The 16,161-nt window shown below is 42.5% G+C and carries 16 protein-coding genes; 6 read left to right on the top strand and 10 right to left on the bottom strand.

All coding sequences use genetic code 11. From position 1 onward, the window contains the following. Complete coding sequence (locus HLH14_RS01600) at window positions 1-1,569, bottom strand: sensor histidine kinase (RefSeq protein WP_086193085.1); 1,569 nt, start codon at window positions 1,567-1,569, stop codon at window positions 1-3. A gap of 44 nt (window positions 1,570-1,613) precedes the next feature. Next, a complete protein-coding gene (gene gacA, locus HLH14_RS01595; protein WP_067722434.1) occupies window positions 1,614-2,249 on the bottom strand; it encodes a response regulator transcription factor GacA in 636 nt (211 codons plus the stop codon). A 220-nt stretch (window positions 2,250-2,469) separates the two neighbouring features. Here gacA and HLH14_RS01590 point away from each other — a divergent pair, with 220 nt between their 5' ends. After that, window positions 2,470-3,522: a serine hydrolase gene (locus HLH14_RS01590; protein ID WP_143222497.1), complete on the top strand. Its 1,053-nt coding sequence runs from the start codon at window positions 2,470-2,472 to the stop codon at window positions 3,520-3,522. A gap of 86 nt (window positions 3,523-3,608) precedes the next feature. Here HLH14_RS01590 and thrC read toward each other — a convergent pair whose 3' ends face one another. The 4 genes from thrC to xerD all read right to left on the bottom strand — a co-directional run bounded on the left by thrC (window position 3,609) and on the right by xerD (window position 8,075). Next, window positions 3,609-4,748 (bottom strand): threonine synthase, encoded by a 1,140-nt coding sequence (gene thrC / locus HLH14_RS01585; RefSeq protein ID WP_171532507.1) that lies wholly within the window; start codon window positions 4,746-4,748, stop codon window positions 3,609-3,611. A gap of 57 nt (window positions 4,749-4,805) precedes the next feature. Then, window positions 4,806-6,110, bottom strand: a complete 1,305-nt coding sequence (locus tag HLH14_RS01580; protein WP_131270479.1) for a homoserine dehydrogenase — start codon at window positions 6,108-6,110, stop codon at window positions 4,806-4,808. Between the two features lie 123 nt (window positions 6,111-6,233). Further along, window positions 6,234-7,049, bottom strand: coding sequence for a DsbC family protein (locus HLH14_RS01575; RefSeq protein WP_086193081.1), 816 nt, complete (start codon window positions 7,047-7,049; stop codon window positions 6,234-6,236). A 108-nt stretch (window positions 7,050-7,157) separates the two neighbouring features. Continuing rightward, window positions 7,158-8,075: a site-specific tyrosine recombinase XerD gene (xerD, locus tag HLH14_RS01570; RefSeq protein WP_086193080.1), complete on the bottom strand. Its 918-nt coding sequence runs from the start codon at window positions 8,073-8,075 to the stop codon at window positions 7,158-7,160. A gap of 169 nt (window positions 8,076-8,244) precedes the next feature. On the opposite strand from xerD, the gene HLH14_RS01565 reads away from it, so the two are divergent. From HLH14_RS01565 to ftsW, 5 genes are all read left to right on the top strand, one after another. Further along, entirely contained in the window at window positions 8,245-8,508 is a 264-nt protein-coding gene (locus HLH14_RS01565; RefSeq protein ID WP_131270598.1) for a FeoA family protein, read from the top strand. After that, the gene (gene feoB, locus HLH14_RS01560; protein WP_086193078.1) at window positions 8,505-10,361 is read left to right on the top strand and encodes a ferrous iron transporter B; all 1,857 of its coding nucleotides are present in this window, start codon (window positions 8,505-8,507) and stop codon (window positions 10,359-10,361) included. The genes HLH14_RS01565 and feoB overlap by 4 nt, the downstream gene beginning before the upstream one ends. A gap of 47 nt (window positions 10,362-10,408) precedes the next feature. Further along, window positions 10,409-10,660, top strand: a complete 252-nt coding sequence (locus HLH14_RS01555) for a DUF6587 family protein (protein WP_086193077.1) — start codon at window positions 10,409-10,411, stop codon at window positions 10,658-10,660. Between the two features lie 163 nt (window positions 10,661-10,823). Beyond that, window positions 10,824-12,170, top strand: coding sequence for a UDP-N-acetylmuramoyl-L-alanine--D-glutamate ligase (murD, locus tag HLH14_RS01550; protein WP_131270476.1), 1,347 nt, complete (start codon window positions 10,824-10,826; stop codon window positions 12,168-12,170). Between the two features lie 21 nt (window positions 12,171-12,191). Beyond that, window positions 12,192-13,388 (top strand): putative lipid II flippase FtsW, encoded by a 1,197-nt coding sequence (ftsW, locus tag HLH14_RS01545; RefSeq protein ID WP_067722422.1) that lies wholly within the window; start codon window positions 12,192-12,194, stop codon window positions 13,386-13,388. Window positions 13,389-13,403: 15 nt separating this feature from the next. Here the strand turns inward: ftsW and HLH14_RS01540 are convergent, their stop codons facing one another. From HLH14_RS01540 to cpdA, 4 genes are all read right to left on the bottom strand, one after another. Continuing rightward, a complete protein-coding gene (locus HLH14_RS01540) occupies window positions 13,404-13,637 on the bottom strand; it encodes a zinc ribbon domain-containing protein (protein ID WP_086193075.1) in 234 nt (77 codons plus the stop codon). A 51-nt stretch (window positions 13,638-13,688) separates the two neighbouring features. Continuing rightward, complete coding sequence (gluQRS, locus tag HLH14_RS01535) at window positions 13,689-14,603, bottom strand: tRNA glutamyl-Q(34) synthetase GluQRS (protein WP_171263045.1); 915 nt, start codon at window positions 14,601-14,603, stop codon at window positions 13,689-13,691. 9 nt (window positions 14,604-14,612) lie between these two features. Continuing rightward, on the bottom strand, window positions 14,613-15,140 hold the full coding sequence (dksA, locus tag HLH14_RS01530; RefSeq protein ID WP_067722416.1) for an RNA polymerase-binding protein DksA: 528 nt from the start codon (window positions 15,138-15,140) through the stop codon (window positions 14,613-14,615). A gap of 209 nt (window positions 15,141-15,349) precedes the next feature. Continuing rightward, window positions 15,350-16,159: a 3',5'-cyclic-AMP phosphodiesterase gene (cpdA, locus tag HLH14_RS01525; RefSeq protein ID WP_086193073.1), complete on the bottom strand. Its 810-nt coding sequence runs from the start codon at window positions 16,157-16,159 to the stop codon at window positions 15,350-15,352. Window positions 16,160-16,161 lie beyond the last annotated feature (2 nt).

Here is a 16,161-nt window from a genome sequence, read left to right as displayed (position 1 = left end):
TTAATTTAAAGCAACACGTAGGCATTCAATTCGAAAGCATGCCCCTTGTTTTTGTTCTACATAGTTGAGTTTTGCTTGGTTTGCTTCACAAAAACTATGTGATAAGTACAATCCTAAACCAGTTCCCGTGATTTCGGTACTAAAAAAAGGTTGAAATAAATAGCTCAAATCTTTGGATGCCACACCTGTACCAAAATCGAGAACGTCAATTCGGACATTGGATTCATGTGAGTAAATGTTTAACTCAATATGAGAGTATTCAGGTGAATTATGACGAATGGCGTTACGAATCAGGTTAATCAGGACTTGGCGAAATTGTGCTTCATCAAAAGTAATCGAAATTTTATTTTGTATGTTGCATCGAATTTGGTGGATGATATCAGATAAATCTTCTTGAATCATTTGAGGGATAAATTGATTCAGCTGGATCTTAGCCGGATGCGTTTCTCTATTTCGCACCATATTCAGTGTATCCTGAATAATACGATCAATGCGCTGTGCTTGCTTTGCAATCATCTGACTTAATAGGTTTTGTTGATTTAGATCACTGTCTAGCAACAGTTCATTGGCTTGAACAATCGCCGCCAGAGGATTGCGAATTTCATGGGCAATACTGGCAGACAATTGTCCTAAGGCAGCCAGTTTTAATTGTTGTACCCTTTGATTGAGCTTGCCGGCATCTTGCAGCACCAACAGGGTCAGGGTTTGATGGGGAACCATTAATTTTTGCACTTCGATATGCATATGATAACGGCTCAGCTGGGATTCGAATTGAAATCTTTCACCATCTTGCAGTTGCTCAAATTTAATTAATTCAAATAAATCAGGCTGTATTTTGTATAAAGGAGATTTGTCATAGGCATAGAATGGGGGAATGCCTAACAGCATACACGCCGCAGGATTGCTCAGCACGATGTGACAGTTTTCATCTAAAACCAGATAACCCAGTTCAATCTGTTCCAGAATATAACGGTTCAAATTTTGCAGTCGATTGAGTTCCAAGGATTGAGAAAAATTCAAATTTTCCAGCAATTGGAAACGCCGTACCACAATTTGCGCACTGCCATAAACCACAAAAAACAGAAAAGCCAATAAGGCACTATTGCCAATATTATTCAGTGAAGAAAAATCAAAAATGCTGCCTAAAAATATTTGATAAATCACACTAATAACAGCAATGAGAGTAATAATTAAGGCTTTTTTTGCATCTAATAATAAAGAAGCGGCAAAAATGGTAATCACGAATAGCAGGCTTAAATGCAGATTCGGACCATCCAATGCGAAAGTCAGTAAGCTTAAAGCAATGACATCGACAGCAAATAACAGCGTCAGTTGTTGGGGAATGTTGGCTCGTATTTTTTTAAGACTAAGCAGTTGCATGCAGCCTATCGCTACAAAGCAAATGAGTACATAAAGATAGAGCTGTGGATAGCGGTAATCTGTATTTAAGTGTTGATAAGTGAGTAGAAAAATCAGCAGAAGACATGTCGCAATAATCAGTCTGTAGGCGCCATACCAGATGCCTAAATGATACTGATTAAACTCAAAGTTTTTGGTGTTTTGCGTCATGCATGTCTTCTAAAAAGCTTAAGGGAAGTTCTCAAGGAAAGTCATTAAGGTTTAATCAGCCCATAACGAATGGCTAAATGAGTCAGTTTCACATCACTATCTAAATTTAACTTTTCAAAGATACGATAACGATAAGTATTCACGGTTTTGACACTGACAAAAAGTTTATCGGCAATTTCCTGTGCACTAATACAATTCACTACCATCATCGCAACCTGCATTTCACGTTCAGAGAGTGCATCAAATGGTGATTGCTGGGTATCTGAAAGATATGAACTGGCCAGTTGCTCGGCAATGTCTGCACTAAAATATTTGCCACCTTGCATGACTTTATTGATGGCACGAACCATTTCAGTCACAGGTGCGCCTTTGGTGATATAACCTTTTGCGCCTGCTTTAAGCAATAATGACGGATAGGGTTCTTCAGCCAAGCCACTCACAGCGACAACTTTGGTTTCAGGTGCGGTTTGCAACAGACGGCGGGTGGTTTCTACCCCACCGATGCCCGGCATATTCACATCAAGTAAAACCACATTGGGATGATGGTGACGGACTAAGGTAATCGCTTCTTCCCCAGATTCAGCCTGACCAATCACTTGAACATCCGCATGGTCTTCGAGCATTCGGCAAATCCCGGTACGTACTAACTCATGATCATCTACTACTAAAACTGTGATCACCTATTTCTCCCCTCATATAAAAAAAGCAATTTTTTTGTTACATAAAGCAAAATAAGCTTGCAATGAAATGACAAAATTAGCAATCCTATTATCAATCTTTAAGTGAAATGTTAAGCATAAAGGTTTATGCGTAAAAAATGTTCACCTTTATGTTTAAATGTAAGGCATATTTGAGGTAATACACAAATGTATCTTGCCTCCATGAGTTGAGTAAACCATCGTGAAAAATTCGAACAAGTCTTTAATGCATGTGCTGGGTATGTCCATCTTACTTAGCATGAGTTCTAGTAGTTTTGCAGAACTCATCATGGATGCTTCTGGAGGCACAGGTCAAGCTGCGTTAAATTGGTCTTCTGAAGATGCCAAACAATTACTCAATGGTGATGGTTCGGCATTGACCGAAGAACCCACGCCACAAGGTTCAACTAAAATTACCACTTCGGTACGTAGTTCTAATGGTGTGGTTAGTCATTCTGCACCTAAAACTGTGCAAATTCTGAATAATTCAAGCTTTGGCGATCAACCCTCTGTCAATGCACGTGCTGCTTTAGTGATGGACGGTCAAACAGGCGAAGTTTTATATAGCAAAAACAGTAATACCGCTTTCCCGATTGCATCCATTACTAAACTCATGACCGCAGTGGTGATCTCTGACGGACGTTTGAATATGTCGGAAAAGATCACTTTGCAACAAGCAGACTTTTCCTGTTCAGGTTGTAAAAGCTCAAGTTCAACCTTGCGTGCCGGTGACAGCATGAACCGTGCAGAAGCCTTGCTTTTTGCTTTGATGAAATCTGAAAATCCAGCAGCAGCTGCTTTAGCCCGGACTTATCCAGGTGGTCGTGCCGCTTTTGTGAGTGCGATGAATGCCAAAGCCAAATCTCTGGGTATGAATTCTGCACATTTTATGGAATCCACAGGCCTACATCCACGTAATGTCGCTTCAGCACGTGATTTGGGTATTTTAGTCAATGCGGCATCACAATATAGTTTGATTCGTCAATTCTCGACTACACCTAACTATGACTTCAATTTAGGTTATCGGGTATTGAAATCAAACAACACCAATGCTTTAGTTCGTAATGGGGGCTGGAATATCAATATTTCAAAAACTGGTTATATCAATGAAGCAGGACGTTGTGTAGTGATGCATACCACCTTAAATAATCGTCCGGCGGTTGTAGTGTTGCTGGGTGCAGATTCTTCACAAGCACGTACCAATGATGCAACCCGTTTAATGAGTTGGGCAAGCCAGTTACCAAAACGTATCTAATTTCGTTGATCTAATATCGCTTTATTCATAACGTAAAAAAAGTCCTGCAATTGCAGGACTTTTTTTATTTCTAATGATGCTAAGAATTACATATTAGAAAGAATCGATTCTTTCACTTGATTCATTGTTGCATCAATAGACAGCATGACAGCATCAGAACATTGTTTGATCGCAGTATCAGGGTCTTTCAAACCATTACCTGTAACAGTACAAACAATCACTGAACCTTCTTTAATTTTGCCAGCTTTGATGTCACGAATTGCGCCGCCCACAGACGCTGCAGAAGCAGGTTCTACGAACACGCCTTCGTACATTGAAAGTAAACGCTGTGCTTCAAGAATTTCAGCATCAGTCAGTTCATCAAACCAACCGTTTGAGTCACGAACAACCGCTTTCGCATGGTTCCAGCTTTGTGGGTTACCAATACGGATGGCAGTCGCAACAGTTTCAGGGTTTGCAACAGGGCCACCACGTAGGAACGGTGCAGCGCCAGATGCTTGATAACCTGCCATAATTGGAAGGCCAGCAGGTTTAGGACCAGTGAAAGCATCTGTTTCAGCGTCGTAAATCACTTGCTCAAACTGTTCTTTCGGCTGATTTGCAACTGCTTCGGTATAACCCATCCAGTGTGCAGTGATGTTACCTGCGTTACCGACTGGCAAGCAGTGGTAATCAGGCGCACGACCTAAAGCTTCAACGATTTCGTAAGCAATGGTTTTTTGACCTTGCAAACGGTAAGGGTTGATTGAGTTTACAATGGTTACAGGTGCTTGATCAGCCACTTCTTTAACAAGACGCATGCCGTCATCGAAGTTGCCGCGAATTTGCATAGTGATTGCACCATACATCATTGCCTGTGCCATTTTACCCATGGCAATTTTGCCTTCCGGGATTAAAACGAATGCTTTGATGCCTGCGCGTGCAGCATAAGCAGCAGCTGCAGCTGAGGTGTTACCGGTAGAGGCACAAATAATGGCTTTAGAGCCTTCTTCAACCGCTTTGGTTACGGCCATGGTCATACCACGGTCTTTAAATGAACCAGTCGGGTTTAAGCCTTCGTACTTCACATAGATTTCAACATCTTTACCAATAATGCGTGGAATGTTCTCAAGCTTGATCAGTGGCGTATTACCTTCGCCTAAAGAGATTGCACGAGTGGTTGCAGATACTGGTAAACGGTCACGATAACGGTCAACTAAACCAGTATAACGATTGGCATTAGACATGATGATGTTCCAATTGTGTGTAGAGCTTGGCAAGGGGAAATACTCCCCTCAACCCGATTAATTATCAAGCGATTCTAAACGAATCCGTACAATTTCGCCATGAATGAAAGGCAATGCTTGAATCTGTTTTAACGCTTCATCCATTTTTGATTCAACGATAGGATCAGTTAAAATCACGATCGGAATAAGGTCTTTTAAGCGCGGTTGCTGCATGATGGCATCAATACTGATTCCGGCACGACTTAAAATAGTCGTTACATCTGCAAGGACGCCCATTTGATCTTCGGCATTAATACGAATGTAGTAGCCAGTGGTCATTTGTTCACGCGTTAAAATTGGCAAATCCGTGAGCGCTTCAAAGGCCAATTGCGGAATGGTTCCGGCACCATCTTCGGTATAAATGATGTCGCGGACAATATCGACGACGTCAGCAACCACAGCAGAAGCTGTTGGACCTGCACCTGCGCCTGCACCGTAATACAGTGTTGGACCGACGGCATTGGCTTGTACCAAGATGGCATTTTTCACGCCGTTGACATTGGCAATCAGTTGATCATCTGGAATGAGGGTCGGGTGTACGCGTAATTCAATTCCGGCATCGGTACGGCGTGCAATACCTAAGTGTTTGATACGGAAACCTAAGTCTTCTGCATATTTCACATCTTGTGCAGTGACTTTGCCAATCCCTTCAGTAAATACTTTGTCAAACTGTAGCGGAATACCAAATGCACATGAAGCCAAAATCGTCAGTTTATGTGCAGCATCAATCCCTTCTACATCAAAGGTAGGATCTGCTTCGGCATAACCGAGTTCTTGCGCTTCTTTCAGCACATCTTCAAAAGCACGACCTTTTTCACGCATTTCACTGAGGATGAAGTTGCCTGTGCCATTAATAATACCTGCCAGCCAGTCAATTTTATTGGCTGCCAAGCCTTCACGAATCACTTTGATAATTGGAATGCCGCCGGCAACCGCTGCTTCATAGGCAATCTGCACGGCATTGTCTTCGGCCGCTTTAAATAGCTCATTGCCATGTTCAGCCAGTAAAGCTTTATTTGCAGTAACAATATGCTTGCCATGTTTCATGGCTTCCATGATGACTTCATAGGCAGGGTGGATACCGCCCATCACTTCAACCACAACGTCAACATCTGGCTGACGTACAATTTCTAGAAGATCAGCACTTTGTTTAATTGATTCTGGAAGATCCAAATCAGGACGCGGACGACGTGTACCCACATGGGTAATTTCAATTTCTCGACCGGTGCGACGTCTGATCTCAGCAGCGTTTTCTTTTAAAAGTTTAAGGGCACCACCACCTACAGTACCAAGACCGAGGATTGCCAGACGAACTGGTTTCACGTCACACTCCAATATCTAATCAATTTTAAGCGAACCTAGATCATAGCTAAAAAAAGCATGAGACTCTAGGAAAGAAATCACTTTATCTTCAACTATAAAAAACAGTAATTTAACGAATAAAAATTAGTTATTTAAACGTTCTGCTAATTCTTCAGGAGACAAGTATCCACCCAGGTAAACACCCTCTTCATTGTAAATAGCAGGGGTGCCATTCACGCCCATATTCAGACCGAGTTGATACTGATCTTTAACGGGATTCTTGCATGTTGCTGGAGCAAGTGGTGTACCTGCAATGGCTTGATTAAAGGCAGCCTGACGATCTTCACTACACCAGACACTTTCCATGGCTGGCATGAACTGTTCGCCACGTGGCCATGCGATATAACGCACTTCAATGCCTTTGGCGTTAATTTCGCTCATATGTTCATGCAGTTTATGGCAATACGGGCAGCTAACATCAGTAAACACATACACAATATGTTTGGTTTTGCCTTGCGCTTTATAAACCAGCAGGTCTTCGGTTTTTAAGCCCGCCAGAAGCTTTTTATTGGCAGCAGATTGCAGGTTTTCACTGACATTGTGAATTTTGCTGTCACCTAAACGAAGCACATCCCCCTGAATAATGTATTTACCATCTGCGGTTGCATAAACAGAGGACATGCCTTCAAGAGTGACCCAATACAGATTTGGTACTTCAGTGGCTTTAATATCTAGAACTTTGGCGTTGATATTGGCTTTTTTAAAGTGCTGTTGCAGGGTGTTAATCAGACGCTGCTGTGCATTGCGTTCGGAAAGATTCGATGCCTGTCCGGTTGCAGGTGCGCTAGCGGTTAAAGTGCTTTGCTTTTTTTCATCGTTGTTTGAGTTGGAACACGCAGTAATTGCCAGGCTGCTTGCCAAAGTGCATGCAATAAAAAGTTTTGAGCGGGTAAATGACATAAGTAACCCTTTCTTTTAGCTATAGATAAAAATTGATGGCCTAGCATAACAAAAAAAAAGCCAGGCTCGTTAACACTTCTTGGTCTTAGATGATGAATGAAGACCAGACTAAGCACGAGGGTGATGTGTGGCATGCAGTTGCTGCATTCGAACTTGAGCAACGTGAGTATAAATTTGGGTGGTAGATAAATCACTATGACCCAATAACATCTGAACGACACGCAAATCCGCGCCATGATTGAGTAAATGGGTGGCGAAAGCATGCCTTAAAGTATGCGGTGACAATTCAGCCTGTACACCTGCCTGTAGCGCATAGCGTTTAATAGCATACCAAAAATTTTGCCGACTCATAATGCCGCCGTGTTGGGTTAAAAACACATAGTCAGTGGCAGATTTATATAAACTGGAACGTGCCTCATTCAGGTATTTTTCAATCCATTCACAAGCCACTTGTCCCAAAGGCACCAAGCGTTCTTTATTGCCTTTACCAACAATACGTAAATAACCCTGTTTTAAATTAATCAATTCAAGACGCAAATTGAGCAATTCAGTCACCCGTAACCCACAGGCATACAGCACTTCAAGCATGGCACGATCACGTAAACCCAAAGCCGTTTCGACATCGGGGGCATGAATTAAGGCTTCAACTTCTTGTTCAGAAATATCTTTGGGGAGTGAACGACCAATTTTGGGCGTTTTGTGGGTTGCAACCGGATTGTCGGAGCGAAGTTTTTGTTCACGTAAAAATTTATAAAAAGAACGCAGTGCAGAAAGTGATCGGGCAATCGAGCGCGGGCTTTTGCCTTGTTTTGTTAATGCCAGTAAAACATCAGCCACATCATCGCTGGACCAATTCGGCATTGAATTGGAATTGCATTGACTACATTGAACCAAATCAGACAGATAGGCGTTACGTGTATGCGGACTTACGGTTTGTGCAATTAAATAATCTCGGAAACCCTGTAAAAAACTTAAATGTTCAGGAATGCTCACCGGAGCAGGAATACGAGGTTTTTTATTAAGCATGTCACTTCTACATTGAATGAAAAATCCAAGTTTTTCTTGGCTTGGATCAATTTAGAACAATTCTTTGCCAATGTCGATGTGAGAGAAGATGAGAATTGGAATCAAACCTTACTTGGTAATTATTCTCATTTGTTTGTATACTGTTCAAAATATTTTAGGATTAGATGCGGTGCGTTTATCTGATTTAAAAGTGAAACAAACGGCCATCATCAGCAAAGTCAACAGAACTTTAGATGGCAATAATTCTCAAAATGATTTGGTCGCAAGTCGTTTAGAGACTCTAGGTTTTGTTCCGGGCACAAAAGTACAGGTCATTACCAAAGGTATTTTTGGTGGAGACCCGATTTTGATTCAAGTTGGATTTACCCGATTCGCACTGCGTAAAGTTGAAGCTGAAAAAATTGAAATTAATCTTGAGGGAGCACCTGCATGAGTGATGCGCTGCGTATTGCCCTGGTAGGTAACCCAAACTGCGGTAAAACATCATTATTTAACCATCTTACTGGTACCCGTCAGAAAGTCGCGAACTATGCCGGTGTCACAGTTGAGCGTAAAGTGGGGCAGTTCACATTGCCATCCGGTAAACCGGTTCGTGTTCTGGATTTACCCGGAACTTATAGTTTAAATGCGACCAGTCCGGATGAAGCGATTACCCGCGATGTGGTGCAAGGCAAAATTGCCGAAGAAGAGCAGCAAGATGCGTTCTTGTGTGTGGTTGATGCCACCAATCTAAAATTGCATTTAGGTCTGGTTTTGGAAATGATCGAGCTGGGTCGTCCGATTCTACTTGTGCTGAACATGATGGATGAAGCACGTCGCCGTGGCATGCAAATCAATACGCAAAAGTTGGCGGAACGTTTAGGTATTCCTGTGGTGGAAACCGTTGCCGTGCGTAATTCAGGTATTGAAAACCTGATGAATGCGCTCGATCAAGGTAAATATTCGATCCCACATACCGAACTCAGCGGTTTAACTGGCGATAATCATCATAAAATCACCACGATTTTGCATGATGTGGTGCATTCAGTCGATCAAGAAGATAAACGCTCTGACTTCCTCGATAAAATATTTTTACATCCTGTTTTGGGGCTGGTTAGTCTCGCGCTGATGATGTTTGTGGTTTTCCAGGCGGTATTTGCTTGGGCTGCCCCTTTTATGGATGGCATTGAAGCCTTCTTCGGCTGGCTCGGTGAATATGTCGGACAGCACATATCACATCCATTACTGAACAGCTTGGTGGTGGATGGGGTGATTGCCGGAGCCGGTGGAGTGGTGGTGTTCTTGCCACAAATCTTGATTCTATTCTTCTTCATTCTAGTCCTGGAAGAATCGGGTTATTTACCACGTGCTGCGTTCTTGCTGGATAAACTGATGTTTAAAGCCGGCTTAAGTGGTCGTGCCTTTATTCCATTACTTTCAAGCTTTGCATGTGCTGTACCCGGAATTATGGCAACACGCAGTATTAGCGACCCACGAGATCGTTTAACCACGATTTTTGTTGCGCCGTTAATGACCTGTTCCGCACGTTTACCTGTATATGCATTATTGATTGCCGCATTTATTCCTGAATATATGGTTTGGGGCGTTTTTAACCTGCAAGGTTTGGTGCTGTTTGCTTTATATATGGCAGGGATTGTCAGTGCGCTGATTGTGTCTTTCATATTGAAATTCTTCCAAAAAGATAAATCGCAACATATGTTGCTGATGGAATTGCCAAGCTACCGCTTTCCTGACGTGAAAAGTATTTGGATTGGTTTGCTGGACCGCGCCAAAATTTTCTTGAAACGTGTCGGTGGCATCATCTTCGCGTTATCTATTCTGCTTTGGTTCTTGTGTACCTTCCCGCAACCCCCAGAAGGCGCGACTTTACCTGCTATTGATTATTCTCTTGCAGGGATGCTCGGACACCTCATGCAACCGATTTTTGCACCGCTAGGTTTTAACTGGCAGATCTGTATTGCCTTGATTCCTGCCATGGCAGCACGTGAAGTGGTGGTGGCTGCACTGGGTACGGTTTACGCGTTGTCTGCGACCAATGATGATGCAATATCACAAGGGTTGGCATCCATTATTAGCAGTGATGGTCGCCTTGGCTGGTCACTGGCTACCGGTTTATCCCTTCTGGTCTGGTTTATTTACGCGCCACATTGTCTTGCAACCTTGGCAACTGTGAAACGTGAAACCGGGTCATGGAAAACCGTGAGCTTTATGACGGCTTATTTATTTGGTTTGGCTTATTTGATGTCGTTTCTGACGTATCAAATTGCATCGCACTATTTGGGTTAACTGGACTGGGTTCAGTTGACTAAAAATAATCTGCACGGGAGATTGAGATGATTGAAGTTGTAATTGTTGCGGCATTGGTGCTTTGGAGCGCTGTTGTGGTCTTCAAAAAAGTGTTTCCTCAGACGGCAAACTCAGTCTTCATGCAATTATCCACTGCCTGTGCCAAGCAGGGCTGGCTCACTTTAGCCAAATGGTTAAAACCTGCTACAGTTTTGGGTTGCGGTGGAAGCTGTGGTTGTTCGGCAACTGAGGACAGTGCGCAGAAAAAACCAGAAGTCCAAGCAGTAAAATGGAAATAAATTCCGAGTTTTCGCCCAATTTAAAAAAACCGTCTTTTTTATGACGGTTTTTTTACGCGCGGACACAAAAAAAGACGCATAAAGTTAAAACAGAAAAAGCATTCAAAAGAGCAAAGTGCTAACATTTTGTCAGTTTTAAAACATACCAAAATATGGGGTAAAAATGTTAATTCAACGTGGTGGATTAAAAGTCGTTGCAGGACTCGGAATTTCAGGTGTTGCAGCAGTAAATTTCTTACATGAAAATGGCTACCGCGTTGCAGTAACAGATTCTCGAAAGACGCCTCCGGGACACGATCAAATTCCAAGCGAAGTTCAAACCAGTTTTGGTCAGCTCGATCAAGAGCTGTTATTAGGAGCTGAGGAAATTGTGATTAGCCCGGGACTTGATCCAAAACTTCCTGAAATTCAGGCAGCAGTTGCCAAAGGCATTCCTGTGGTCAGTGAAATCCAGATTTTACGCCGTGCGACTGATAAGCCGATTATGGCAATCACCGGTTCAAACGCAAAAAGTACCGTCACTACGCTCATTGGTTTAATGGCGAAAGATGCGGGAATCAAGGTGGCAGTCGGTGGCAATCTCGGTCGTCCTGCACTGGATTTAATCAAAGATGATCCGGAACTTTATATCTTGGAACTTTCAAGCTTCCAGTTAGAAACCACATCCAACTTGGCCGCGGAAGTCGCTGTAGTCCTTAATTTGAGTGAAGACCACTTGGACCGTCATGGCGATATGATGGGCTATCACACTGCAAAACACCGTATTTTCCAAGCTGTCAAAAAAGTCGTATTTAACCGTGATGACTCGCTCACTCGTCCACTGGTTCCAGATAGTACACCCATGCAAAGCTTTGGTTTAAATGCACCCGATATCAATCAATATGGTGTATTGAGAGATACCGATGGCACCATCTGGTTGGCACGTGGTCGTGAGCGTTTACTGAAAAGCTCGGAGATGTACATTCAAGGCACCCATAATGTTGCCAATGCTTTGGCATGTTTGGCTTTGGGTGAAGCGATTGGTTTGCCACTTGAGTCTATGCTTGAAACTTTGAAAACCTTTAAAGGCTTGGAGCATCGCTGTGAATTCGTGAAAGAAGTGAATGGTGTGCGTTATTACAATGACTCTAAAGGTACCAACATTGGCGCAACATTGGCTGCCATTGATGGTTTGGGTGCTGCTATTGAGCCGCAACATGGCAAAGTCGCGATTATTTTAGGCGGGCAAGGTAAAGGACAGGATTTTACTGCCTTACGTGATGCCTTAAGCAAATATGCAAAAGTTGCGGTATTGATTGGTGAAGATTGTCCAGTGATTGAAAAAGCCATTGCAGGAACAACGACTTTGATTCATGCGGACTCTTTAAAAGAAGCTGTGGAATTATGCCAGCAACATACCCAAGCCAATGATGTGGTGTTATTGTCACCTGCATGCGCAAGTTTTGATATGTTTAAAGGTTATAGTGAACGTGGGCACCAGTTTGTTGAATGTGTGAACACACTTGCTTAGAAGAATGATAAGGAAAGTTGTATGGCTGGGTTAGCTCAGACGACCATAAGTAAAATTAATCAGGTCTATAATGAGTGGGGAGCAAAAATCCCCGCTGAAGTTACACCGCGTAATGTGCTGATTTTTTGCGTGATTGCCTTGCTGTGTATCGGTTCAATCATGGTGGCATCAGCATCGATGCCCTATGCAGACCGTTTACATGAAAATGCATTTCACTATGTGATCCGACATGGGATTTCAATTTTTGTGGCCGCTGTAGCCGCATTTTTAACCTATAAAGTGTCGTTGAATATCTGGTTCAATAATACTTTCCCTTTGTGGATCATGACCATTCTGTTACTGGCTGTGGTTTTGGTTGTCGGCACCGAGGTAAATGGTTCAACCCGATGGATTCGTATTGCCGGCTTTACTTTACAGGCATCCGAAGTGGCCAAAGTCATGATGGCTATTTTCACTGCAGACTATGTGGTACGAAGGGCAGAAGAGGTTCGAAATAACCTTTCCGGTCTGTTCCGTTTAGGCGGGGTTATGGTGATTACTGTCGGTTTAATTCTGGCTGAACCGGACTTGGGTGCAACTGCGGTTATTGTTTTGATGATTTTGGGTGTGTTCTTTTTAGCAGGCGCACCACCGATTCAGTTTATTGGTTTCATGCTGGCGATTATTCTGGGCTTAGCGGCCGCGATTATTTTTGAGCCCTACCGCTTACAACGGGCCTTGTCTTTTACCGATCCTTGGGCTGACCCCTTAGGTACCGGTTACCAGCTTTCCAATGCACTGATGGCCTTTGGTCGGGGTGAATGGGTCGGAGTCGGTCTAGGACACAGTATCCAAAAAATGTCTTATCTTCCTGAAGCGCATACTGACTTTATGTTGGCAATTTTAGGTGAAGAGTTTGGCTTCTTTGGAATCAGCACCGTATTGATCTTGTCCTTCGTGATGCTGGTCTGTTGTATCAAGATCGGCCATCGTGCGTTGCAGCATCAATATTTACGTGCAGGCTATTTGGCTTATGGCATCAGTATTATTTTCTTGCTGCAAATTCTGGTGAATGCAGGGATGAATATGGGTATGCTGCCAACCAAAGGTTTGACCCTGCCGTTTATTAGTTATGGCGGTTCATCGTTAATTATGTGTGCGGTGATGATCAGTCTGATTTTAAAAATTGATGCCACCACGCAAAAAGCCAATCCAAGTAAAGAAGAATCCAGCTTCTAAGCTTGGCTATTATTCCTAATCTGGCTGAGCATGGTTTAACACTGTGCTTGGCATTTCAGTTCCACAATTCAGACATTTCACAAATTCTCCTTTCGCTTTTGAAAGGGGAATCAGTGGGATAAAAAATAAAGAAAAATAATTACGCTGTTGTTTTAATTCATATGTACTTCTGGTTCTACATACCGGACAAAGAAACTGACTTTTCTGAATGACTTTGGTTTTAGGACCAATTCCAAAAATAAAAAACATAGACCTGTCTCTTTCCTGAAGACTCTCTTTGAGCTTAGCCCAGTTTTTATTTTATAAATAAGTGCCTTCTAGTTCCTTTGTGTGGGGAATATGTTGTATGTCCCACTGGTCAATGGCTTGTTTTAGCATATGTGTTGGGGTGTCTAAATCAACTTCTGGCTGATGCAAAGCACGAATCGCTTGTTGTAAGAGTTCTGGTGCACGGCTGAGATCGAGTGCTTGCGCCATGTTCTGTTTAGAGAGCTTTTGTCCCTGATCATTCATCGCAAGCGGCAGGTGCATATATTCAAGTTTTGGATAATTCAATATCGAACCGAGCCAGATTTGCCGTTCAGTGTTATCAAGCAGATCTGCACCACGAACCACATGGGTCATGCCTTGCAGATAATCATCCACCACCACAGCCAGTTGATAGTTAATAATGCCATCACGACGCTTGAGGACAAAATCGCCTAAGTCCTGTTGCAGATTGGAACAGTGTGTTCCTTGCAGACGATCGCTAAAGCAAATTTCTTGATCGGATACTTTGACACGAATGGCTTGCTGCTCAAAAGGCAGATTTAAATCGCGGCACGTTCCAGCATAGATATGATTTGAACCCAGCATTTTGCGGGTGCATTGGCAGGCATACACCAGATGATTTTGATTGAGTTGATCGATTACTGCATCGTAGAGGTCTAAGCGGTCTTTTTGAAAGATGATGGCATCATCAGCTTCGAACTGAAATGCATCTATACAGCGCAGGATATGCTCTTCACTGCCGGGATAAATACGCGGAATGTCGGTATCTTCAATCCGAACCAGCCATTTGCCATTATGCGCACGTGCATCGCAGTAACTGGCCACAGCGGTAATCAGTGAGCCAAAATGCAAAGGGCCGGTTGGCGATGGCGCAAACCGGCCCACATAAGCCATCCTGTCCCCCTCCTTGATTAAAGGAGGGGTTAGGGGAGGATTATTAAGCATTAACTGCAATTAACCGTTATTTTGCTTCTCTTTGATTTCTGCTAAAGTTTTGCAGTCAATACAAAGGGTTGCAGTTGGACGCGCTTCAAGACGGCGCAGACCAATTTCAATACCACAAGTTTCACAGAAACCATAATCATCGTTTTTAATCGCTTCAATTGATTGCTCAATTTTACGAATTAATTTACGTTCACGGTCACGTGTACGGAGTTCAATTGCAAACTCTTCTTCTTGTGTCGCACGGTCATTGACGTCAGGTAATGCAGTATTTTCATCCTGCATTGTATTTAAGGTACGATCCACTTCAGACATTAGCTCTTCTTTCCATGCCAACAGAATTTGGCGGAAATGTTCAAGCTGTCCTTCGGACATGTATTCTTCATTTTTTTTCGGCTGATAAGGTGCAATACCAAATAAGCTAGCAGTAGAACCACTTTCTGACGCTTTTGGCTTTGTTTTACGCACGCGTTTTGTAGACTTTTCGTCTACAACATCAGTTTGTTCGTCCAAGACTTGATTTTGGTTGTCATTCGCCATATAGGGCATTCCTCATCATATACGTATTATCTATACGCAAAAAATATGGTGATATGCAAGTGTTTTTATCCAACTCTTAGGAGATTCTCCTTCGAGGGGCGTCATCATATAGACTTTTTGTGCTTTTTGATAGTCTTTGATGCTTGGATTCAATCTATCACGCTTCCTTTTGAAGCCATAAAGTAATAGAAAAAAAGCAAAATGAAAAGTTAATAACCTGAAATTTCAACATTAATTTTTTGTGACGCCTTTTCAGTACGATAAATTTCAGTTTGTAACTCACCATTTGCTTTCAAATGTAGTACACGAAACCCCGGTGCTTCTTCATCTAGCGCAAAATCATCACTTAAAGGTTTGAACTGAACACAGGTTGAAGGGGTTGAAAAAAACTGAATATTTTTCCATTCATTCAAGGAGTCTTGATGAACATGACCACTTATTACCGCTTTGACATTAGTGTGCCTGGCTAAAATATCGGTTAAATTTTCAGTGTTTTTCAATTTATGTTGATCAATCCATTTTGATTGCATATCGAAAGGATGATGATGACACGCAACAATCACAAATTGCTGTTGGAATTTAGATAAAATTTGATCCAGTTGTTGCAGTTGCTCTTCCTCAATCCAGCCATCAATTTTGCCACGCACAGCGCTATTTAATAACACCATGCTCCATGGGCCAAAATGAATAGCATGAACTTGATTTTGATTGTGATAGAAAGGGAAGAGATCCATATCATCGTGGTTGCCCGGAATTTGATAAAACGGGATACCTAAACGCTGCATAAATGCCAAATAACGCGTATAGGTTTCTTTCACAGGCACTTGTGCTAAATCGCCCGTATGAATGATCGCATCCACATTTGGATATTGCTGCTGAATTTTCTCGATCACGGCATGAAAGCTCTGTTCAGGATTCATATCCACAAATTCTAAATCTTCCTGATTCATCAAGTGTGTATCTGAAATTTGAATAATGGTCCAGTCTTGCTGGGTTTCATTGTAATTGGATAAAGTCATGT

The organism is Acinetobacter terrae, from assembly GCF_013004375.1.
Taxonomy (GTDB): Bacteria; Pseudomonadota; Gammaproteobacteria; order Pseudomonadales; family Moraxellaceae; genus Acinetobacter; species Acinetobacter terrae.
The sequence above is the reverse complement of the archived record's forward strand: the minus strand, read 5'-3'. Positions and strand labels throughout refer to the sequence as shown.